This window comes from Rhodophyticola porphyridii, from assembly GCF_003688285.1.
Lineage (GTDB): Bacteria > Pseudomonadota > Alphaproteobacteria > Rhodobacterales > Rhodobacteraceae > Rhodophyticola > Rhodophyticola porphyridii.
The window spans coordinates 839,263-860,263 of sequence record NZ_RCNT01000001.1; the positions used below are offsets into that span (position 1 = coordinate 839,263).

At 65.7% G+C, this 21,001-nt stretch carries 16 protein-coding genes; 11 read left to right on the forward strand and 5 right to left on the reverse strand.

What is annotated here, in order from left to right; genetic code table 11:
• Nucleotides 1–25 precede the first annotated feature (25 nt).
• Both D9R08_RS04315 and mnmH read left to right on the forward strand, forming a co-directional pair.
• A complete protein-coding gene (locus D9R08_RS04315) occupies nt 26–910 on the forward strand; it encodes an NAD(P)-dependent oxidoreductase (protein ID WP_121896720.1) in 885 nt (294 codons plus the stop codon).
• 166 nt (nt 911–1,076) lie between these two features.
• Nucleotides 1,077–2,102 carry a tRNA 2-selenouridine(34) synthase MnmH gene (gene mnmH / locus D9R08_RS04320; protein WP_121896854.1) on the forward strand — a complete coding sequence of 342 codons (1,026 nt, stop codon included), beginning with the start codon at nt 1,077–1,079 and terminating at the stop codon, nt 2,100–2,102.
• On the opposite strand, the gene selD is transcribed toward mnmH, so the two are convergent.
• Both selD and truA read right to left on the reverse strand, forming a co-directional pair.
• Nucleotides 2,099–4,276, reverse strand: a complete 2,178-nt coding sequence (selD, locus tag D9R08_RS04325; RefSeq protein WP_121896721.1) for a selenide, water dikinase SelD — start codon at nt 4,274–4,276, stop codon at nt 2,099–2,101. The two genes, mnmH and selD, sit on opposite strands and share 4 nt — an antisense overlap.
• Nucleotides 4,273–5,052, reverse strand: coding sequence for a tRNA pseudouridine(38-40) synthase TruA (gene truA, locus D9R08_RS04330; protein WP_121896722.1), 780 nt, complete (start codon nt 5,050–5,052; stop codon nt 4,273–4,275). Before truA ends, selD begins: the two co-directional genes overlap by 4 nt.
• A gap of 102 nt (nt 5,053–5,154) precedes the next feature.
• On the opposite strand from truA, the gene D9R08_RS04335 reads away from it, so the two are divergent.
• From D9R08_RS04335 to D9R08_RS04355, 5 genes are all read left to right on the forward strand, one after another.
• The gene (locus D9R08_RS04335) at nt 5,155–6,567 is read left to right on the forward strand and encodes a YcjX family GTP-binding protein (protein WP_121896723.1); all 1,413 of its coding nucleotides are present in this window, start codon (nt 5,155–5,157) and stop codon (nt 6,565–6,567) included.
• A 90-nt stretch (nt 6,568–6,657) separates the two neighbouring features.
• The gene (locus D9R08_RS04340) at nt 6,658–7,659 is read left to right on the forward strand and encodes a YcjF family protein (protein ID WP_121896724.1); all 1,002 of its coding nucleotides are present in this window, start codon (nt 6,658–6,660) and stop codon (nt 7,657–7,659) included.
• A gap of 7 nt (nt 7,660–7,666) precedes the next feature.
• Nucleotides 7,667–9,289, forward strand: a complete 1,623-nt coding sequence (locus D9R08_RS04345) for an FAD-dependent oxidoreductase (protein WP_121896725.1) — start codon at nt 7,667–7,669, stop codon at nt 9,287–9,289.
• Between the two features lie 5 nt (nt 9,290–9,294).
• Nucleotides 9,295–10,080 (forward strand): GNAT family N-acetyltransferase, encoded by a 786-nt coding sequence (locus tag D9R08_RS04350; RefSeq protein WP_121896726.1) that lies wholly within the window; start codon nt 9,295–9,297, stop codon nt 10,078–10,080.
• A 39-nt stretch (nt 10,081–10,119) separates the two neighbouring features.
• Nucleotides 10,120–11,037 (forward strand): DMT family transporter, encoded by a 918-nt coding sequence (locus tag D9R08_RS04355; RefSeq protein WP_121896727.1) that lies wholly within the window; start codon nt 10,120–10,122, stop codon nt 11,035–11,037.
• Here the strand turns inward: D9R08_RS04355 and D9R08_RS04360 are convergent.
• A complete protein-coding gene (locus D9R08_RS04360) occupies nt 11,034–12,113 on the reverse strand; it encodes a Hint domain-containing protein (protein ID WP_158598923.1) in 1,080 nt (359 codons plus the stop codon). The genes D9R08_RS04355 and D9R08_RS04360 overlap by 4 nt on opposite strands.
• A gap of 579 nt (nt 12,114–12,692) precedes the next feature.
• Between D9R08_RS04360 and ileS the strand changes: the two genes are divergently transcribed.
• From ileS to D9R08_RS04380, 3 genes are all read left to right on the forward strand, one after another.
• Nucleotides 12,693–15,653 carry an isoleucine--tRNA ligase gene (ileS, locus tag D9R08_RS04365; protein ID WP_121896729.1) on the forward strand — a complete coding sequence of 987 codons (2,961 nt, stop codon included), beginning with the start codon at nt 12,693–12,695 and terminating at the stop codon, nt 15,651–15,653.
• A gap of 573 nt (nt 15,654–16,226) precedes the next feature.
• Nucleotides 16,227–17,099 (forward strand): glutathione-dependent disulfide-bond oxidoreductase, encoded by an 873-nt coding sequence (gene yghU / locus D9R08_RS04375; protein ID WP_121896731.1) that lies wholly within the window; start codon nt 16,227–16,229, stop codon nt 17,097–17,099.
• Nucleotides 17,100–17,104: 5 nt separating this feature from the next.
• Complete coding sequence (locus D9R08_RS04380) at nt 17,105–17,557, forward strand: methylated-DNA--[protein]-cysteine S-methyltransferase (protein WP_121896732.1); 453 nt, start codon at nt 17,105–17,107, stop codon at nt 17,555–17,557.
• Nucleotides 17,558–17,606: 49 nt separating this feature from the next.
• On the opposite strand, the gene ygfZ is transcribed toward D9R08_RS04380, so the two are convergent.
• Nucleotides 17,607–18,371: a CAF17-like 4Fe-4S cluster assembly/insertion protein YgfZ gene (gene ygfZ, locus D9R08_RS04385; RefSeq protein WP_121896733.1), complete on the reverse strand. Its 765-nt coding sequence runs from the start codon at nt 18,369–18,371 to the stop codon at nt 17,607–17,609.
• Nucleotides 18,372–18,498: 127 nt separating this feature from the next.
• On the opposite strand from ygfZ, the gene D9R08_RS04390 reads away from it, so the two are divergent.
• Nucleotides 18,499–19,692 (forward strand): pyridoxal-phosphate-dependent aminotransferase family protein, encoded by a 1,194-nt coding sequence (locus D9R08_RS04390; RefSeq protein WP_121896734.1) that lies wholly within the window; start codon nt 18,499–18,501, stop codon nt 19,690–19,692.
• On the opposite strand, the gene D9R08_RS04395 is transcribed toward D9R08_RS04390, so the two are convergent.
• Nucleotides 19,689–20,795 carry a pyridoxal phosphate-dependent aminotransferase gene (locus D9R08_RS04395; RefSeq protein ID WP_121896735.1) on the reverse strand — a complete coding sequence of 369 codons (1,107 nt, stop codon included), beginning with the start codon at nt 20,793–20,795 and terminating at the stop codon, nt 19,689–19,691. The genes D9R08_RS04390 and D9R08_RS04395 overlap by 4 nt on opposite strands.
• Nucleotides 20,796–21,001 lie beyond the last annotated feature (206 nt).

Consider the following 21,001-nt stretch of genomic DNA (forward strand, 5'->3'; position numbering starts at 1 on the left):
AGGCATCGTCAAGCGGAGGGATGAAATGGCAAAACTGGCGTTTTTGGGTCTGGGGGTCATGGGCTATCCAATGGCCGGGCATCTGCGGAACGCAGGCCATGAGGTAACCGTCTACAACCGGACAACCGCCAAGGCCGAAGCCTGGGCGGCGGAGCATGGCGGGGATTTCGCGGAGACCCCGCGCGAGGCGGTGTCGGAGGCGGAGTTCGTGATGTCCTGCGTCGGCAATGACGAGGATCTGCGCGCCGTCGTGCTGGGTGCGGCGGGGGCGCTTGCCGGCATGGCGCCCGGATCGGTTTTCGTGGATCACACGACGGTATCGGCAACGGTCACCCGGGAACTGGCGGCGCAGGCCGCGGAACAGGGGGTGGGCTGGGTCGACGCGCCCGTCTCCGGCGGGCAGGCCGGGGCCGAAAACGGGCAACTGGCGATCATGTGCGGCGGCGAGGAGACGCATTTCGCGGCGGCCGAACCGGTGATCGATGCCTATGCCAAGGCGATTGTGCATTTCGGCGATATCGGCGCAGGCCAGTTGACCAAGATGATCAATCAGGTCTGCATAGCCGGTGCGATCCAGAGTATTTCAGAGGGTCTGTTCTTTGCCATGCAAGCCGGGCTGGACGCCAAGAAAGTGGCGGATCTGGTGTCCCAGGGTGCAGGTGGCTCGTGGCAATTGGCCAACCGGGCCGGGACGATGGTGGACAATGAGTTCGACCACGGCTTCGCCGTCGACTGGATGCGCAAGGATCTGGGGATCGCGCTGGCCCAGGGCAAGGAGATGGGCGTCAGCCTGCCGGTCACGGCGCTGGTGGACCAGTTCTATGCCGAGGTGCAGCAGCTTGGCGGCGGGAGGTGGGACACCTCCAGCCTGATCCAGCGGTTCCGCAAGATGCACGGGCAGGACATCTGACGACACCGCGCCGCCGCGTCCCGCGCGCCCGACCGGCGGGGGCGAGTTTGCCGCGTATGGCCGCGTTGACGGGTGCCGGTGCCCGCCATGGCACTGTTTTTGAAGCAAAGAGGACGTTGGGAAAGGCGGATCCGACTTGGGCGATACCGGGATATTTGCCGAAACAATGGAGTGGGCCGCCGGTTTCGACGCGATCATCGACGTGCGCAGCCCGGCGGAGTTTGCTGAGGATCATATGCCCGGCGCAGTGAACATGCCCGTCCTCAGCGACGCGGAGCGGGCGCGCGTCGGTACGATCTACGCGCAGCAGAGCCCCTTTGCCGCCCGCAAGATCGGGGCGGCGCTGGTGGCGCGGAACGCCGCCGCGCATATCGAAAGCTCCCTGATGGGGCAGGGCGGGGATTGGCAGCCGCTGGTCTATTGCTGGCGCGGCGGCCAGCGTTCGGGTTCCTTCGCCACGATCCTGCGGCAGATTGGATGGCGGGTGGAGGTTTTGGACGGCGGATATCGCAGCTATCGGCGGCGGGTGGTGGAGATGCTCTACGACCGGCCCCTGGCGCAGCAGCTGATCCGGCTGGATGGCAATACCGGAAGTGCCAAGACCGATCTTCTGGCCAGGCTGGCCGCGCGCGGGGTGCAGGTCGTGGATCTGGAAGGCCTCGCGGCGCATCGCGGCTCCATCCTGGGCGAGATGGAGGGGCCGCAACCTTCGCAGAAGGCGTTCGAGTCGGCGCTGGCCATGGCGCTCTCCCGGGTCGATCCCGCGCGGCCGCTGCTGCTGGAGGCGGAGTCGAGCCGGATCGGAAAGCTGCGCCTGCCGCCCTCGCTCTGGGCTGCGATGCGGGCCGCGCCGCGTCTGGTCGTCGCCGTTCCGGCGCAGGCGCGCGCGGCCTATCTGGCCGATGTCTACGGAGCTTATGCCGCCGATCTTCCGCGCCTGATCGCCCGGCTGGATCATCTGCGCCCGCTGGCAGGAAATGAGGTGGTGGATGGCTGGATCGCGCTGGCCCATGAAGGGCGGTTGCAGGAGCTTTCCGCGGGATTGATCGAGCGGCATTACGATCCGGCCTATGCCCGTGCGCGCAGATCGGACGCCACGGAACGGCTGGCGGAGTTTCGCAGTGACAGCCTGACGGTGGAGGCGCGCGAGGCCCTGGCGGACCGGCTCGCCCGGTGGATCACGCGCGCCTAGATCAGGGTGATCCGTGGCGCGCCCTTCCCGAACCGGCCGATGATGGCCGCCGCATGGCCAGCCGCGCGCAGATCCGCCACCACCGTGGCCGCATCGGTCTGCGGCAGCGCGGCCAGAAACCCGCCCGAGGTCTGCGGGTCGAACAGCAGCGCCTTCTGCGCGCCGTCGCCGCCGCTGATCCGCCCGGCAAGGGCAGCCTCGTTCTCTGCGTGCAGGCTGGCCCGCTGGTGGGCATCCAGAAGCGCCCGGGCACCCGGCAGCACGGGCAGGTCGGCCAGCGCGATCTCCGCGCCGAGGGCCGAGGCGTCGCATATGCCGATCAGGTGCCCGGCCAGACCGAAGCCGGTGACATCCGTCATCGCATGGGCAAGCGCGCCGATACGGGCGGCGACGTCGCCTTGCGGGCGGCTCATCTGCGCCCAGGCGGTGGCCACATCCGCGCCTTTCGCGGCCTGCGCCATTTCAGCGGCCAGGATCACACCGGTGCCAAGCGGGCGGGTCAGAACCAGCGCGTCGCCATCCTGAGCGCTGGCGAGCGTTACGGGCGGGCCGTCGGGCAGACCGGTCAGGGTGAAGCCGATCGACAGTTCGGCACCCTGGGAGGAATGCCCCCCGACGATCTCCACCCCCTCGGCTGCGAAGATCGCACCGGCTTCGGCCATGATTTCGGCCAGCCAGGCCGCCTGCATCCGCGGCGCCAGCATCGGCAGGGTAACGCTGGCCAGGGCCGCCTGCGGTCGGGCGCCCATGGCCCAGACATCACCCATGGCGTGGACCGCGGCGACCCGGGCCAGCAGCCCGGGGTCGGGGCTGAACGCGCGCAGATGATCGGTGGTCAGCACAAGCGTCCGCCCGCCGACTTTCAGCACCGCCGCGTCATCGCCCGGGCGGCTCAGCACATCGTCGCGCAGGCCTGTCGGGAGCGCGCCCAAGGCTGTTTGCAGCGCAGTCCGGCCCAGCTTCGCACCGCAGGCTCCGCACGGGGCGGGGCCGCGCATCTGCTCGGCCACGCCTTCCGCGGCACCCAGGGGCACAGGTGGCGACGGCATCGGGCGCAGGTTGGTGAAGCGGGCCATGAAGGCGCGGTCGATCCGGTCCTTCCAGCGCCACATCAGCGCGCCGGACAGCATGATGCCCCGTTTCTCGGCCAAGGCGGATTTGCGGCCAAGTGAGATCAGCTTGAGATAGTCGCCTTGCGGGGCGAAGGCCCGCCGGGACCCACCGGTCAGATCGGCCCGCAGATTATGGGCCAGAACCGGCGCGGCGCGCACGGCGAAAACGCCGGCCTTGGGGCGCGGAGCATGGGAAAGATGGGCGCAGTCGCCGACCGCGTAGATGGCCGGGTCGGTGAGCGAGCGAAGCGTCGCGTCGACCGCCAGATACCCCGCCTCGGTCTCAAGGCCCAGATCGGCCAGCCAGTCATGGGGCCGGGCGCCCGCCGCGCCGATGGTCATGTCGCTGCGAAGCCTGCGACTGTCGGACAGGCGAAGCGTGTCGTCGCCAAGTTCGGTGACCCCGACGCCTTCGATCAGCGTAATGCCCGCGGTTTTCAGCGTCTCCATCAGCCGCGCGCGGCTTTTTCCGGGTAGCCCGGCAAGCGCTTCGGCCCTCTCGACGATCGTGACGGTGGGCGCGCATCCCAGACCGGTCAGCCGATGCTGCGCGGCCATGGCCAGTTCCACGCCGGCCACGCCGCCGCCGATCACGGCGATGTCCGGGCGGGCCGGCGGATCGTCGCAGAACCGGGCCCATGCATCGGCGAAAAGGTCCAGCGGTTTCGCCGGCACGCCGAAGCTGGCGAAGCCGGGCAGGCCGGGCATGGCCGAGGTCACGCCCACATCGATCGACAGTATGTCGTAGGAGATGGGGGCGATCCGGCCCTCCACGCGGACGGTTCTGGCGTCCCGGTCGAGCCCGGTGGCGGTGCCCAGGATCAGCCTTGCACCGGCGAAGCGGGCCAGCCGTACCAGATCGATTTGCAACTCATCTCGGTCGTAATGCCCCGCCACATGGCCGGGCAGCATGCCGGAATAGGGCGCGGTCGGGCCCGGATTGATCAGCGTCAGGCGCGCGCCGGGCACCGGATCCATCCCCCAATTGCGCAGAACCAGCGCATGAGTATGGCCGCCGCCGATCAGGACCAGCTCCCTTGAGAACGGCGCGGCGGGGGTCATGTGGCAGGTTCCGCGAACGGATCCGACGCATAGCCGACCCCCGTCAGAGAAAGCCCGAACGGGGGCGCGACCGGCCCGCAGGCGGCGCGGTCCGCGGCCTCCAGCGCGGCCTTCATGTCGGCGGGGCTCCAGCCGCCCGCGCCCACGCGTTCCAGCGAGCCGACAAGGGAGCGGACCTGCGAATGCAGAAAGGACCGGGCCCTGAACCGGAACTGAAACTCGACCCCGTGATCAAGCGGCACCTCCGTGATCTCGATCGCGTCGAGCGTCTTGACCGGGCTCTTGGCCTGACAGATCGTGGCCCGGAACGTCGTGAAATCATGACGCCCGATCAGGTGCCGGGCGGCCTCCCGCATCGGGTCCGCTCGCAGTTTGCCCCGCACATGCCACGCCTGGCCTGCCTCAAGCGTCAACGGCGCCCGGCGGTTGACCACCCGGTAGAGATAGCGCCGCTCCTCGGCCGAAAACCGCGCATGCCAGTCGTCATCGACCCGGGCGCAGGCAACAACGGCGACCGGCAGGGGCTTGAGATGAAAATTCACCGCCTCCGACAGGCGAAAGGGCGTCCAGTCGCGCGCCATGTCGCAATGGGCCACCTGACCCGTCGCGTGAACGCCTGCATCGGTACGCCCGGCGGCGGCAATCGTGGGCACATCCGGCTCCAGCCTGGCCAGCGCCGCCTCGACCGCACCCTGCACGGTGGCGCAGTCAGCCTGACGCTGCCACCCGGCAAAGGGAGCGCCATCATACTCAAGTTTCAGGGCATAGCGGGGCATGGGGTTCGCCTATGACAAAGCGGAGAGGCGCAATCAACCCTGTAAACCGCACCCTCCGATGACTATTCTTTGATCCTGAGGCAGGCAAAGGACGATTGCGCAGTGGTCATCGGGACAATAGCGGACACTCTGGGCCGGGGGATCGACAGCGTGACCGGCGCCGTGTCCGAGACCTTTTTCGAACCGGTGGTCCGGTTGGGCGTGACCGGGCTCAGCCGGGCGGGCAAGACCGTTTTTATCACCTCGCTTGTCGCCAACCTTCTGGATCGCGGGCGGATGCCGGGGCTTGAAGCGGCGCAGTCGGGTCGGATTCAGGCCGCGTTCCTGCAGCCACAGCCCGATGATACGGTGCCCCGGTTCGACTTTGAAACCCATCTTGCGGCCCTGACCGGCCCCAATCCGCATTGGCCCGACAGCACCCGGCATGTGTCGGAACTGCGCCTGTCGCTGAGGGTGCAGCCGAGCGGTCTGCTTTCGGGCCTGTCCGGGCCGCGCACGGTCCATCTGGATATCGTGGACTATCCTGGTGAATGGCTGCTGGACCTGTCGCTTCTGGATCAGCGCTATGAGGACTGGGCCGCGCAGGCGCTCGATCAGGCCCGCGGCCGCCCCGGCGGGGCCGAATATCTGTCGCATCTGGCTGATCTGGACCCGTCCGCCAGGCTGGACGAGCCGCAGGCGCAGGCGCTCGCGCGCGCCTATACCGCCTATCTGGCCGCGGCACGGGCGGCGGGTTTCTCCGATTGCACACCGGGCCGGTTTCTTCTGCCCGGAGAACTGGAGGGCAGTCCCGCGCTCACATTCGCGCCCCTGCCGCAGTCGGCCAGCCCGCGCGGTTCGCTGGCGCGCGAATTCGCGCGGCGCTACGAGGCCTACAAGGCGCAGGTGGTCAAACCCTTCTTTCGCGACCATTTTGCACGGATCGACCGGCAGATCGTGCTGATTGACGCGCTTGGCGCGATCCATTCGGGTCCGCCCGCGGTGGAGGATCTGCGCCGCACGATGGCCGGGATCCTCCGCGCCTTTCGCCCTGGCCGGAACAGCTTTCTGAGCACGCTTGTGGGGCGGCGCACGGACAAGATCCTGTTTGCCGCGACCAAGGCGGACCATCTGCATCATTCCCAGCACCCGAAACTCACCGCGATCATGGAGGCGCTGGTGCGCGACGCCCGCAATCGCGCAGATTTCGCCGGGGCCGCGACCCGGGCCATGGCCATCGCCGCCCTGCGTGCCACGGTGGAAGAGACCCGCAGCCATGATGGCGGACGCCTCGATCTGGTGCGCGGCACCTTGCTGGACGGGGGCAAACAGGCGGCGTTCCATCCCGGCGACCTGCCGGAGGATCCGAATGCGCTTCTGGTGCCCGCGCGTCAGGGGCAGGCGGCGTGGCTGGACGGTGATTTCGACGTGATGCGCTTTGCGCCCGCAACGCTGACATTGAAACCGGGGGAGGGGCCACCCCATATCCGGCTGGACAGCGCGGCGGAGTTTTTGCTCGGAGACAGGCTCAGATGAGCGGCGATGGCCTGCGCGGGACGGGGCTTTGCCCCCGGGCCGGCCCCTCCCCTTGGCATATTCTTGAACCAGAGAAGCAGGACAGGTTGAATGGTTGATCGCAAGGGCCCCGTTCTGATCGAGCTGGAGGACGCACCCGAGATCGGGCCGGGCGCGGCGCCGCCGGTGCCCGATGCCGGCGTGCCGTTCGCCAGCGGGCAGGCCATGCAGACCATGGCGACCCTGGCCGCGCGCCGCCCGTCACGCCTGGGGCGGTTCTTCTGGGCGGCGGCACTGACCCTTCTTGGCTTCGTGCTGTCCATCGCGGCGTGGAATTTCGTCACCGGGCTTTTGGCGGCGAACCCGATCCTCGGCTGGACCGCGACGGTTCTGGTGGGGCTCGTGTTGCTGGCGCTGGTGCTGATCGCGTTGAAGGAGGCGGCGGCGTTTTCGCGCCTTGGCCGGCTGGATGACCTCAGGCGTGAGGCCGACGCGGCGCTGTCAGCGGGGGATCTGGGCGCCGCGCGCAGGGTTTCCGACCGGCTGACGACGCTTTACCGCGACCGGCCGGAGTTGCGGCTTGGCCGCGAAACGCTGGCGCGGCGGCGGGACGATGTCTTCGATGCCGGGAACCTGTTTGCCCTGACCGAAGCGGAACTGCTCGCCCCGCTGGATGCCGCCGCGCGCCGGGAGGTGGAGGCCGCCGCCCGGCAGGTGGCGACGGTAACAGCACTTGTTCCCATCGCGCTGGCCGACGTGATTGCGGCGCTGACCGCGAATTTGCGCATGATCCGCCGCATCGCCGAGATCTATGGCGGCCGGTCCGGCACACTTGGCGCCTGGCGACTGACCCGGGCGGTGCTGACCCATCTGGTGGCCACGGGCGCCGTGGCCGTAGGCGACGACCTGATCGGGTCGGTCGCGGGCGGTTCGGTCCTGTCGAAAGTGTCGCGCCGGTTCGGCGAGGGGGTGGTCAACGGGGCGTTGACCGCGCGGGTCGGCGTGGCCGCGATGGAGGTCTGCCGCCCGCTGCCCTTCGGTGACAACCGCCGCCCGAGCGTTACATCGCTGGTCAGGCGTGCCCTGACCGGGCTTTTTGGCCAGAAGGATTGAGACCGGAATGGAATCGCTTGCCGCCGATGTGACCACCATGATTCGCACGCCGCTTCATGACACCCATGTCCGCGCCATGGCGCGGATCGGCACCGAGCGGTATCTGAAAGCAGGGGAGTGGCTGGCCCATGCCGGCGATCCGATCACCGAGTTTTGCTATCTGATCGACGGCGAGATCGAAGCGATCGACCCGCGCACCAACGCGCGATACGGCAATGCCTCTCTCGGGCCGACGCAATTCTTCGGCGATATCTCGTTTCTGTCGGGCGGCACCGCGATGATGTCGGCCCGCGCGGTGAAGGATACGACGCTTCTGTGCGTAGCGCGGGATGCGATGCTCGACCTGATGCGGCGGATCCCGGAAATGTCGGACATCATCATCACGGTTTACGCCGCGCGCCGCCGGGGGCAACTGGAGAGCGGGCGCGCCAGCCTGACCCTGATCGGCGCGGAGGCAGACAGGAACATCCGCCGGATCGCCAGCTTCGCCGGCCGCAACCGCATTCCGGTCCGCTCGCTCACGCTGGACGAGCATGAGGCCGAGGCGCTGGCCCATCAATGCAATATCGGGGCTCCGCGCCCAGCGGTGATTTTCGGAAAGACCGATGTGATCGCCGATCCGACGCCGCGCAAGGTTGCGGCCCTGCTCGGCCTCGATCTGACATTCGACGTTGACGAGGTTCACGACGTTCTGATCGTGGGCGGCGGACCGGCGGGCGTGGCGGCGGCCGTTTATGCCGGGTCCGAGGGGATGAACGCACTGGTGGTGGAGGATATGGCGATTGGCGGGCAGGCGGGTACGTCAAGCCGGATCGAGAATTACATGGGCTTTCCCACCGGCATTTCCGGCGCGGACCTGTGTTGGCGGGGCGAGGTGCAGGCGATGAAATTCGGCGCGCGCTTTGCGGTGCCGCGGCGGGCGGCGGAGCTCTCTGTGCGTGACGATGGCACGTTCTGCATCACCCTCGATGACGGAGCCGAAACCTGCGCCCGCGCGCTGGTGGTGGCGACGGGTGTGCAATATCGCCGCCTGCCGATCGAGGGGCTGGAACGGTTCGAGAGCGCCGGCGTCTACTACGCGGCAACCGATGTGGAGGCGCGCTATTGCCGCGATACCGAGGTGGTCGTGATCGGCGGCGGAAACTCGGCCGGTCAGGCCGCGATGTTTCTCAGCCGCAGCGCGCGACACGTCCATGTGCTGGTGCGTGGCGCGTCGCTGGCCGCTTCGATGTCCGACTACCTGCTCAGCCGTCTCAATGCCGACCCCAAGATAACCATCCATTACCGGACTGAGATGACGGCCCTGCACGGTGGGGATGAGCTGGAGGGTGTCGACATCCGGGACAAATCCACAGGCCAGGACTGGCGGATCAACAGCACTGCGGTGTTCATCATGGTCGGGGCCGCGCCCAATACAGGATGGTTGTCCGGCCATGTGGACCTGGACGACCGCGGTTTCGTGAAAACCGGGCCGGCGGTCGGGGCCTCCTCGGCCTATGCCACATCCTGCCCTGGGATTTTCGCTGTGGGAGATGTGCGTGACGGCTCGGTCAAACGGGTTGCAAGTGCCGTGGGCGAGGGTTCCGTCGTGATCTCCTCGGTCTGGGATTTTCTCGAAAACGGGGACTGAACGCGATGCTGAGATCCCTGGGGCTCAGAAGCGATCTGGTGGTCCAGCGCGGCGTCAGCCTGATCGAGAGCCATCCCGACAGGCTTGTCCTCCGCACCCCGTCGGAGCCTGATTTCTGGTTCGGAAACATGCTGATCTTTCGTCATGGCGAAGTGGATCCCGACGCGCAGATCGCCCGGTTTCACGCCGATTTCCCCGATGCTGGCCACGTGACGCTGGCCTGGGACGTGCCGGGTATGGCGCCGGGTGCGGGGCATGCGGAACTGGCCCGCCGGGGGTTTGCAATAGAGACGGCCGATGTGCTGACATTGACCGGCCCGCCCTGGCGTCATGGCACCCCCGACGGGATCATGATCCGCCCGGTCGCCACGGATGCGGAATGGGATCAGGTGATAGCCTTGCAGATCGAGACAGGCGTCGAGGAAGGGTATGATCCCGGCCCGCATCGGCCTTTTGTCGTAGCCCGTTTCGGCAATCTTCGCCGCCTGGCCGGGTCCGGCGGGGCGGTCTGGCTGGGGGCGTTCGAGGGTGACCTGTTGGTGGGCGATCTGGGCGTGTTTCTGGGCGATGGGGTCGCGCGCTATCAGAACGTGGAGACCCGGGCCCGTTATCGCCGCCGCGGGATTTGCGCAGCCCTCGTGACCGCGGGCGCCGATTGGGCCGCCGCAGAGGAGCCAGCCACGATCCCGGTGATCGTGGCGGATCAGGACGGCGCGCCGGGCCGGATCTATCGCCGCTGCGGCTTTGCGCTGGCCGAAACACTGATCTCCGCCGTCAAGGGCAGCTATTGACGGCTGACATCTCGGGCGAAGTATGTCACGCCTTGCCCCATGACCGCCGACCGCCCCCTTCTCGGCATCCTGCTGATGCTTGGCTTTTGCATCGTGATCCCGGTTGCCGATGCGCTCGCCAAGATACTTGGCGATACCATCCCGCTCCTGCAGTTGATCCTTGTGCGGTTCGGGGCACAGGCGGGGCTGCTTCTGCCGTTTGCGCTCCTCGCAGGCGCCGCGCTCTTCCCCACGGCGCGGATTGTGCGGCTGACATTCCTGCGCACGATCCTCCAGGTTCTGGGGCTTGGTCTGATGTTTACCGCGTTGCGCTATCTGCCGCTTGCCGATGCGGTCGCCATCGCGTTCGTGATGCCGTTCATTCTGCTGATCCTCGGGAAGTACTTCCTGGGGGAGGAGGTGGGCCCGAGGCGACTGATCGCCTGCGCGGTGGGTTTTGCGGGCACCCTGATGGTGGTCCAGCCGAGCTTTGCCGAGGTCGGCGCGCCCGCGCTTCTGCCTCTCGGCGTGGCGCTGGTGTTTGCACTCTTCATGCTGGTCACCCGGAAAATCGCCAAGGAGGTGGATCCGGTGGCACTGCAGGCGGCCTCCGGACTGATGGCGCTGCCGCTTTTGCTGCCGCTCTTTCTGTTTGCGCCCGGTCCGGGCAGCAACCCGCCGATGATCGGTTGGATCGCCCCGCAGAGTACCGAGCTTTGGCTGCTGGCCGCGGTCGGCGTCTTCGGTGTTGTCGGCCACCTTCTTATGACATGGAGCCTGCGCTTCGCGCCATCGGCCACGCTGGCACCGATGCAGTATCTGGAAATCCCCATGGCGACGCTTGTCGGCTGGCTGGTCTTCCGCGATCTTCCCGACGGGCTGGCGGCCTTCGGCATCGCGTTGACCATCGCCTCGGGGCTTTATGTGGTTCTGCGGGAGCGGGCCGTGTCGCGGGCCGCGGCACCGCCTGCGGCCTAGACCGCTTCGAGCTGCTCCGCCACGTGAGCCAGTGGCGTGACGCCCTGATGCCGGTAGACCGCACGATACGCATCCGCCTCATACCGGCGCAGCACCGGCGCGGCCGTCGAGCCGTAGGCGGCGGGCCGCCGGATCAGATCGGGATAAAGGCTCAAAAGTTCGGCCATCGGCTCGTAGTCCAGCGCAGCCAGCGCCATGTCGGCGGGAAAGAAGCTTTCGCTGAGACAGCCATTGGCATCGACGATCCGATGCCTGTCGAACATCAGATGCGTGTACGTGATCGTCCCGCCCGTCCGGCGGGCGACCCCGGGCAGGCCAACCAGATGTTTGGCCGCGACCAGCGCCCGGTCATGGCCGAAAAGCAGATCCAGCGCGCAATCCTCGAAATAGATGCGGTGTTCTGGCGAGACCAAAAGCTCATCGGAATTGCCAATTGCGCCCGCTGCGATGACCACCGGCGCAAACCGGCCTTCGGCCTCGACCGTCGCGCGGCCGACCCAGCTGACAGGGCAGGCCGGATCATCCAGCGTCCAGATCTTCTGCCCGATCTCCAGCTCTTCCACCGGAACCGGGCCGTTCGGGCCGCGCAGCACCGTCCGCGGGCCGAAACAGGTTATGAAATCGGAATAGTTGGACGACCCGTTATTGCTGCCTCCGGTCTTGACATAGCGGGTGCCGTCGACCAGCGCCGCATTGCTGGCAAATCCCCAGACATCTGATGTATTTCCACCCTGCGAGAAGACATAGACCGTAATCTGCGGTCCGGTCTCATTGCCGAATTCGTCCAGTGCGCGCAGAAAAATCTGCGATTCAGATTCAACGCTGGCGCCGTCGCTTACAATCCCCGCGCCATCGGTAATGGTGTGTCTGCCAGGCAGGTCGTCATCGAAGATGGTCGTATTGCTGCTGAGATCATTCAGCGCGATGTTCACCCCGAACCCGGCGGCATAATCGAAGATCGTGCCATCCGGAGTGCTGGAATTGTTGATGATGCTGCTGCCCGAGGTCAGCGATGGCGATCCGGCGGCGACAGTAAGTCCAGCGCTGTCGAAAGCGACAAAATTTCTGATAGCCATTCGTTTTCCTGACTCAGTACGCTCATTACCTACGCGGAAATATTGACTAAAATTCATGCTACGGAGTGATGAAACCGGGACATTATCGTGACGCGATGCCAGAATTTGGCCAGAATCCGCCCATGAAAGTGCCCCCAATCCGGGCAATTCCGGCAGATTGTCGCCGGGAATGGAGTTAGTTAAAAAAGTATGAAGCGCAGGACGCCGATTTCGCGATCTTTTTGCGAATCAGTCTGCACAAAGCGGTCTCGTCGATGCCGGCGCCGCGGACGGCTCACTCGGAGTGCGGGTTCCAGTATTACCTTTCCGCCGTTGGCGTGGGAGAAGGCGGCCATAGATCGGTGCTGCAGCTTGGGGCGCGTCGGCCCAGGCCTTCAACTGGCGCTCCGCAGGTGCTTTCGGCATCTTTACCCCGCAGCTCGGCGCGCCTATAACCCGGGCCATGACGTATGTGATCGCGCGCATCATCATTCGAATTACAACCCCGGCTCTCTAGCAACTGAGACGCCGGGACAAGGTGTTTGAGCCCTCGCACCGCCCTGAAATCCCTGAAGAATTCCGCACCAAAGGACGCCTGACATGTGCGCCGAGACGCCTGATTACAAGTCTACCCTCAATCTGCCGCGAACCGAATTTCCGATGCGCGCGGGACTGCCCAAGCGCGAGCCCGAGTGGCTGGAAAGATGGGAAAAAATCGGAGTTTACGACAAGCTGCGCGAGAAAGCGGAAAACCGCACGCCCTTCACGCTCCATGACGGCCCGCCCTATGCCAACGGGAACCTGCATATCGGCCACGCGCTGAACAAGATCCTGAAGGACATGGTCGTGCGCAGCCAGCAGATGATGGGCAAGGATGCCCGTTACATCCCCGGCTGGGACTGCCACGGCCTGCCCATCGAATGGAAGATCGAAGAGAAGTACCGCCAGAAGGGGCGCGATAAGGATGCGGTGCCGGTGGTCGAGTTCCGTCAGGAATGTCGCGATTTCGCAACGGGTTGGGTCGACATCCAGCGCGAGGAGTTCAAGCGTCTCGGCGTCACCGGCAAGTGGGAGAACCCCTATCTGACGATGGATTTTCACGCCGAACGAGTGATCGCGGAGGAGTTCCAGAAGTTTCTGATGAACGGGACTTTGTATCAGGGCTCGAAGCCCGTGATGTGGAGCCCGGTCGAGAAGACCGCGCTCGCCGAGGCGGAGGTGGAGTATCACGACCACCAGAGCCATACAATCTGGGTTACCTTTCGGGTACTTGCTGACAAGCGCACCGATCCGTTGGTCATGGGGCCAGGTTTGACCCCGGGGCGGCTGGAGCCGCTTGGCGATCTGGACGGCGCGCATGTGGTGATCTGGACCACGACGCCCTGGACTATGCCGCAGAACCGGGCGATCTGTTTTGGGCCGGAAATATCCTATGGTTTGTACGAGGTTACGGGCCGCCCTGAGGAATGCTGGGCCAAAATCGGCCGCAGGTATCTGATGGCGGATACATTGGCGGAAAGCATCTTCACTCAGGCGCGGTTGGACGACACCATGTATCGCCGTTTGCGCGACGTGACGGCCGACGAACTGGGCACGCTGGCTTGTGCCCATCCTCTGCGCGGCGTCGAGGGTGCGAATGGCGAGTGGGATTTCGACGTTCCCGTTCTTCCCGGCGATCATGTCACCGATGACGCTGGAACCGGGTTCGTTCATACCGCGCCCAGCCACGGCGACGACGACTACCAGATCGGGCTGAAATACGGGCTGCCGATGACCTATAACGTGCTGGAAGACGGTTCCTTCCGGTCCAACCTGCCGTTTTTCGGAGGCACGCAGATCCTCAAACCGAACGGCAAGGAGGGCAATGCCAACACCGCCGTGATCGGCAAACTGGTCGAGGTCGGCGCGCTTCTGGCCCGAGGCCGCCTCAAGCACTCCTACCCCCACAGCTGGCGCTCGAAGGCGCCGCTCATCTACCGCAACACGCCGCAATGGTTCGTCGCCATCGACAAACCGGTGGGCGACGGGCAGGACACCTATGGCAAGACCATCCGCGAGCGCGCGCTGCGCTCCATCGACGAACTGGTCACCTGGACCCCGCAGACCGGCCGCAACCGCCTGCATTCGATGATCGCGGCGCGGCCCGACTGGGTTCTGTCCCGCCAGCGGGCCTGGGGCGTGCCGCTGACCTGCTTCGTCAGGAAGGGGGCCAAGCCCGATGACCCCGATTTCCTTCTCCGCGATCCGGCGGTGAACGCCCGTATCCTCGCGGCCTTCGAGGAAGAGGGTGCCGATGCGTGGTACAAGGATGGTGCCAAGGCGCGGTTCCTCGGCAATGACCACGACCCGGATGCCTATGAGCAGGTGTTCGACATCCTTGATGTGTGGTTCGACAGCGGCTCCACCCACGCCTTCGTCCTGCGGGATCGGCCCGACGGCTCCGAAGACGGCATCGCCGATCTCTATCTGGAAGGCACCGACCAGCATCGCGGGTGGTTCCATTCCTCTATGCTGCAGGCCTGCGGTACGATGGGCCGCGCGCCCTATCGGGGCGTTCTGACCCACGGTTTCACGCTGGACGAAAAGGGCATGAAGATGTCCAAAAGCCTGGGTAACACCATCGTGCCCGAGACGGTCGTCAAGCAATACGGCGCCGATATCCTGCGGCTCTGGGTGGCGCAGGTGGACTTCACCAACGACCAGCGGATCGGGCCCGAAATCCTGAAAGGTACCGCCGACAGCTACCGGCGGCTGCGCAACACGATGCGGTTCCTGCTGGGCAGTCTGGCCGATTTCAGCGAGGCGGACCGGGTTGCGCCCGCAGAGATGCCCGAACTGGAGCGGTGGGTTCTGCACCGTCTGGCCGAGCTCGACCGGCTGGTTCGCGAGGGCTATGCCAGATACGATTTCCAGGGCGTGTTTCAGGCGGTCTTCACCTTCGCCACGACCGATCTTTCGGCCTTCTATTTCGATATTCGCAAGGACGCGTTGTATTGCGATGGCGACACGCCGCGGCGCCGCGCCGCGCGCACCGTGCTCGATATCCTGTTCCATCGGCTGACCACATGGCTTGCGCCGGTTCTGGTCTTCACGATGGAGGAGGTCTGGCTGGAGCGTTTCCCGGGGGAGGAGAGCTCGATCCATCTCACGGATATCCCCGAAACGCCGGCCGCGTGGCGCGACGATGCGCTTGCCGCGAAATGGGCGAAAATCCGCACCGCGCGGCGCGTGGTGACGGCGGCGCTGGAAATCCAGCGTCAGGACAAGGTGATCGGGGCCAGCCTCGAAGCGGCCCCGGTGGTCCATGCCCGCGATGCCGACATGCTGGAGGCGCTCAAATCCGTGTCCTTCGACGATATCGCCATCACGTCGGGTCTGACGCTGACCGGCGATCCGATCCCGGCGGAGGCGTTCCGCCTGCCGGAAGTGGAGGGCGTCGGCGTGGTTTTCGAGACGGCCGAGGGCGAGAAATGCCAGCGTTGCTGGAAGATCCTGCCCGATGTGGGCCGGCATAAGCATCCGGGGGTCTGCGGACGCTGCGACAAGGCACTGTCGGACTGAAAGCAGGGGCGCGACCGGTTCGCGCCCTTTTTCCCCGTGCATAGGATGGCGCGGGGTTGCGACGTTGAGCCCGATGCAATTCGCAGGAGTTCAGATCCCCTTCTCAGCCGCTGCAATCACTGAAATCGCCCATGCCGGTACGGCTGCCTGCAACTCCGGCGATCCCGACGGGGTCGCATCGTTTCTGCGGAGGATGGCGAGATCATCCTCAAACGCGGCGAGCCGCGGACGAGCCGCGCACGCGTGGCCGGGAGGGCTGCCGGATTCCATGCCGATGTTCCGGATCTGGCGCTGACCTGCGATTTCGTGCGGCCAGTGGGCGATCACGTGATCTTCGTATGGCGGCCCACAGGCCATGACTCCTCACCCAGAACCCGCTGAAGATCAGCGGATGGGAGCAATGGGACCTCGATGAAGATGGCAAGGTGATCGCATCCAAGGGCTGGCTCAACGCCGAAGATTACGCCCGCCAGGTGTCAGACGAATGACTTGCAAATTCGCACATTCGCTTGTGCCTTGGGTTTCCCGGTCGCGCGGCCTAGTTTGCCATGAATTGCAGACAGGAGGCCCCGTATGACCCGTTCCGACGACTACACACCCCCCAAGGTCTGGACCTGGGACAAATCCTCCGGCGGGAAATTCGCCAGCACCAACCGTCCCATCGCGGGTCCGACCCATGACAAGGAGCTACCGGTCGGCAAGCACCCTCTGCAACTCTATTCTCTGGCCACGCCCAATGGGGTGAAGGTCACAGTTCTTCTGGAGGAGTTGCTGGCGGCGGGCCATGCAGAGGCCGAATACGATGCATGGGTGATCAATATCTCCGAGGGGGAGCAGTTCGGCAGCGGCTTTCTCGACGTGAACCCCAACTCGAAAATCCCCGCGCTGATGGACCGGTCCACCACACCGCCCACCCGTGTTTTCGAGTCCGGCGCGATCCTGCTCTATCTGGCCGAGAAGCACGGCGCGTTCCTGACGGATCCGAAGGATCGGCCCGAGATGCTGTCCTGGCTGTTCTGGCAAATGGGGTCGGCCCCCTATCTGGGCGGCGGTTTCGGCCATTTCTATGCCTATGCGCCTGAGAAATGGGAGTATCCGATCGACCGTTTCGCGATGGAAACCAAACGCCAGCTCGATGTTCTCAACCGGCATCTGGCCGACAGCGACTGGATGGCCGGCGACACCTACACGATTGCCGATATCGCGATCTGGGCTTGGTACGGGCAACTGGTTCTGGGCCGTCTCTACGATGCGGCGGAGTTTCTTGATGTGGCAAGCTACACCCATGTGATGGAATGGGCCGGTCGCATCGATGCCCGCCCGGCCGTCCAGCGGGGCCGCATGGTCAACCGCACTTTCGGCGAGCCAGCCATGCAGTTGCACGAGCGTCACGACGCGGGCGATTTCGAGACCCGGACCCAGGACAAGCTTGACGCTGCGGAATAAGGCGCATGCAGGCGAGCGTGGAAACCCCCGTCGGCTGGCTGACCCTGACCGAAGAGGAGGGCGCGATCACCTCCGTCCGCTGGCGGCAGGGCGAAGGCGCGGCGTCGACACCGATCCTGAGACAGGCGGTGGCGGAGCTGGAGGCCTATTTCGCGGGCGATCTGACGGTGTTCACCGTGCCACTTGCGCCGCGCGGGTCCAGGTTTCAGCGCGCGGTCTGCGATGCGATTTCCGCCATTCCCTACGGCTATACCCGCACCTATGGAGAGATCGCCGCCGATCTGGGCCAGTCTGCCCAATCCGTGGGGCAGGCTTGTGGCGGCAACCCGATCCCCATCCTGATCCCCTGCCACAGGGTCATGGGCGCCAAGGGTCTGACCGGCTTTTCAGGCGCCGGAGGGGTGGAGACCAAAGTGGCGCTTCTGCGTCATGAGGGGGCGGCCTCGCTTCTCATCTGATCGGCGCGCGCTGGCGGTGCCGCCGCCCTCGCCACGGGATTGACCCGGATCAGCCCTTGGCGCCGGGCCAGGACAGCCGCGCCTCGCCTGCCGTCATCGGACCCTTGGCGCGGTCGAAGCGCAGATAGGCCAGGGCGCGGCCATCGGCCTGGGTGTAGACCGTGCCCGCCGCGCGGCCATCCTCGGCCAGAACCTCCGTTCCAACCGGCGCCGTGCCCTCGATCTCGACCTGCACCAGACCTTTGCGCAGCTCGGTCTTGTGCTTCATCCGCGCCGTCACCTCCTGCCCAACGTAACAACCCTTGCGATGGTCGACGCCGGACAGGCGGTCAAACCCCATCTCCAGAATGAAGCTGCCATCGGGCACCAGTTCCACGCCCGTTTCGGGGATAACGCGGCTCACGCGGAGCGCATCCCAATCCACCTCGGGCGCGCCGCCCTCTATCCCGTAGCCGCGCCAGCCAAGTGCTGCGTCGCGGGGGTCGGGCCATGCCCCTGCGGGGGCCTCGCCCAGACCGCGCACCACCGGCAGACCGCTGTCCTCTATCGTCACATCGGCGCGAAGCTTGTACATCATCAGCCGCTGCGCAAGCGCCTGAGCCGCCTCGGCCTTCACGTCAAGCAGGATGTGATCGCCCCGGTTGAGAAGGAAGAAATCGGCAAGATACTTGCCTTGCGGGCTCAGGAGCGCGGCATAGGCCAGCCCCTCCCCCTCGGGCTTGAGATCCTGGGTCACCAGCCCGTGGAGGAAATGCTCCCGCTCGGCCCCGCCGATCTTCAGGACCATACGGTCCGTCGCGATTTCACCTGTCATATCACCGCTCCTGATATCTCAAATCACAGCTAATCATGACCCTGCCGCTACCAAGACCTGCCCGCGCAATTGACCGGACGCAATCCCCGATTTACGTCTGGCCCCACTGTAAAGGAAAGACGCGAAGATGAGCCTTGCCAACGGTCGCCACTACCTTGCCATCCCGGGCCCCTCGGTCATGCCGGACCGCGTGCTGCAGGCCATGCATCGCCCCGCGCCGAACATCTACACCGGGGAACTGGTGGATATGGTGTCCGATATTGTGCCCGATCTCAAATCCGTGGCCCGGACCCGGCATGATGTGGCGATGTATATCGCCAATGGCCATGGCGCGTGGGAAGCGGCGCTGACCAATACCCTGTCGCGCGGCGAACGGATCCTGATCCTTGGAACCGGCCGGTTCTGTCTTGGCTGGGGCGAAATGGCGAGCGCGCTTGGCGTGGAGGCGCAGGTGATCGATTTCGGTCTTGCATCGGATATCGATATGGGGCGCGTGGCCGAGGCGCTGACCGCCGACCGGGATCATCGCATCAAGGCGGTTCTGGCCGTCCATGTGGACACCGCAACCTCCGTCAGGAACGACATTCAGGCTCTCAGAGAAACCCTGAACGCCGCCGACCATCCGGCAATGCTGTTTTCCGACAACATCGCCTGCCTGGCCTGTGATGAGTTCCATATGGATGACTGGGGCGTTGATCTTATGGTCACCGGCAGCCAGAAGGGCCTGATGACACCGCCCGGAATGGCCTTTGTCTATTTCAATCCCAAGGCCGATGCGGCCCGGGACACCGCCGATCTGGTCACTCCCTATTGGGATTGGCGTCCGCGGTCCAAGCCGGAGCTTTTCTACCGGTATTTTTGCGGCACCGCGCCGACTCATCATCTTTACGGCCTGCGAGTGGCGCTGGATATGATCCTGAAGGAGGAGGGGCTGGAACAGGTCTGGGCCCGCCATGCCACGCTGGCCCGTGCGATCTGGGCCGCGTTCGAGGCATGGGGCCAGGGCGGGCAGATGCGCCTCAATATCGCCGAAGCCGGCAAACGCAGCAACGCCGTCACCACGGTCAACATGGGCGGCGGAAACGCGACGCGGCTGCGCGAATGGATGATCCATGAGGCGGGCGTGACCCTGGGCATTCCGCTCGGCATGGACGCCGCACCGGATGATTTCTTCCGGATCGGTCATATGGGTCATGTGAACGCGCAGATGGTTCTGGGTGTTCTGGGCAGCCTCCAGGCGGGCATGGCCGCGCTGCAGATCCCGCATGATCCGGGCGGGCTGGAAGCCGCCACCGCCGTCATCGCCGGAACGGGAGCCTAGCCCGCGGCCTCGGTCAGCGCGTCGGGCAGAGCAGCTTCGAAAAGCGTCAGATCGGCGTCGATTCCGCATGAGACGCGGATGCAGCGATCCTGCGGCGGCGTGAAGGGCATGCGTACGAAAATTCCCCGTTTGCTCAGCGCGGCGACAACGGCGCGGGCGAAATCCCCGTCCCGTCCGCAGTCTATGGTGACGAAATTCGTGGCCGATGGCAGCGGTGTCAGCCCGGTTTCGCGGGCGATCCGGCCAATCCGCTCGCGGGAGGCGGCGATGCGCTCAAGCGTGGCGTTCAGATGGTCCTGATCGTTCAGCGCGGCAAGGGCCGCGGCCTGCGCCAGCCGCCCCAAGCCGAAATGGTTGCGGATCTTGTTGAAGCTCGCGATGAGGTCGGCATGGGCCATCGCATAGCCGACCCGCAGGCCCGCCAGACCGTAGGCCTTGGAGAAGGTCCGAAATCGGATCACGCGGCGGTCCGCCATGTCCAGCGCCGGGGCCGTGCCGGGCGGCGCCATATCGACATAGGCCTCGTCCAGCGCCAGAAGGCAGCCTTCGGGAACCGCCTCGACCATCGCCTGCACGGAGGCCGCCCCGTGCCAGCTTCCCATCGGATTGTCGGGATTGGCGAGGTAGATCAGTTTCGCGCGCGCCTCTTCCGCGCGGGTGATCAGCGCTTCGGGGTGTTCATGGTCGCCCTGATAAGGCACCTGATGCAACGCGCCGCCGAAGCCCGCCACATGATAGTTGAAGGTCGGATAGGCGCCGGCGGAGGTCACTACCGCGTCGCCAGGCTCCACCAGCATCCGGGCGAGATACCCCAAAAGCCCGTCAATCCCTTCGCCAACAACGATATTTTCCGGCCGCACGCCATGATGGTCAGCCAGTGCCCGGCGGAGATCGAACACTTCTGGATCGCCATACATCCAGGCTTCGGCGCCCGCATTGGCAATCGCCTTTAGCACATTCGGCGATGGGCCGAAGACGCTTTCATTGGCCCCCAGTCGTGCGACGAAGGCCGCGCCATTGGCGCGTTCCTGAGTTTCGGGGCCGACAAACGGCACGGAGGCGGGAAGGCTGTCCATCAGCCTTGTGTAGCGGGGTCCGGTCATGGGCTGCAGGAAAAGCCGAAAGCGGGGCGTGGCGCAAGAGGTGTTCCGGGCCATTCGCTGTCACGGCCGCGCCCGGCAGCCGTCGGCCTTCATGCAGGATGTCTACCCATTCCGGGTTCGATGAAGCCTTGCCCTCGACGGCCCGGCCGAGTGCCGGAGGTGGACAGGTTGCAGAAAAATGCGCGCATCGCAGTCGCCGTCACCCT

What these genes read in the sequence shown, in the direction of transcription:
- D9R08_RS04315 (WP_121896720.1), top strand. Translation starts at nt 26, where the DNA reads ATGGCAAAACTGGCGTTTTTGGGTCTGGGGGTCATGGGCTATCCAATG.
- mnmH (WP_121896854.1), top strand. Translation starts at nt 1,077, where the DNA reads ATGGAGTGGGCCGCCGGTTTCGACGCGATCATCGACGTGCGCAGCCCG.
- selD (WP_121896721.1), bottom strand. Translation starts at nt 4,276, where the DNA reads ATGACCCCCGCCGCGCCGTTCTCAAGGGAGCTGGTCCTGATCGGCGGC.
- truA (WP_121896722.1), bottom strand. Translation starts at nt 5,052, where the DNA reads ATGCCCCGCTATGCCCTGAAACTTGAGTATGATGGCGCTCCCTTTGCC.
- D9R08_RS04340 (WP_121896724.1), top strand. Translation starts at nt 6,658, where the DNA reads ATGGTTGATCGCAAGGGCCCCGTTCTGATCGAGCTGGAGGACGCACCC.
- D9R08_RS04345 (WP_121896725.1), top strand. Translation starts at nt 7,667, where the DNA reads ATGGAATCGCTTGCCGCCGATGTGACCACCATGATTCGCACGCCGCTT.
- D9R08_RS04350 (WP_121896726.1), top strand. Translation starts at nt 9,295, where the DNA reads ATGCTGAGATCCCTGGGGCTCAGAAGCGATCTGGTGGTCCAGCGCGGC.
- D9R08_RS04355 (WP_121896727.1), top strand. Translation starts at nt 10,120, where the DNA reads ATGACCGCCGACCGCCCCCTTCTCGGCATCCTGCTGATGCTTGGCTTT.
- D9R08_RS04360 (WP_158598923.1), bottom strand. Translation starts at nt 12,113, where the DNA reads ATGGCTATCAGAAATTTTGTCGCTTTCGACAGCGCTGGACTTACTGTC.
- ileS (WP_121896729.1), top strand. Translation starts at nt 12,693, where the DNA reads ATGTGCGCCGAGACGCCTGATTACAAGTCTACCCTCAATCTGCCGCGA.
- yghU (WP_121896731.1), top strand. Translation starts at nt 16,227, where the DNA reads ATGACCCGTTCCGACGACTACACACCCCCCAAGGTCTGGACCTGGGAC.
- D9R08_RS04380 (WP_121896732.1), top strand. Translation starts at nt 17,105, where the DNA reads ATGCAGGCGAGCGTGGAAACCCCCGTCGGCTGGCTGACCCTGACCGAA.
- ygfZ (WP_121896733.1), bottom strand. Translation starts at nt 18,371, where the DNA reads ATGACAGGTGAAATCGCGACGGACCGTATGGTCCTGAAGATCGGCGGG.
- D9R08_RS04390 (WP_121896734.1), top strand. Translation starts at nt 18,499, where the DNA reads ATGAGCCTTGCCAACGGTCGCCACTACCTTGCCATCCCGGGCCCCTCG.
- D9R08_RS04395 (WP_121896735.1), bottom strand. Translation starts at nt 20,795, where the DNA reads ATGACCGGACCCCGCTACACAAGGCTGATGGACAGCCTTCCCGCCTCC.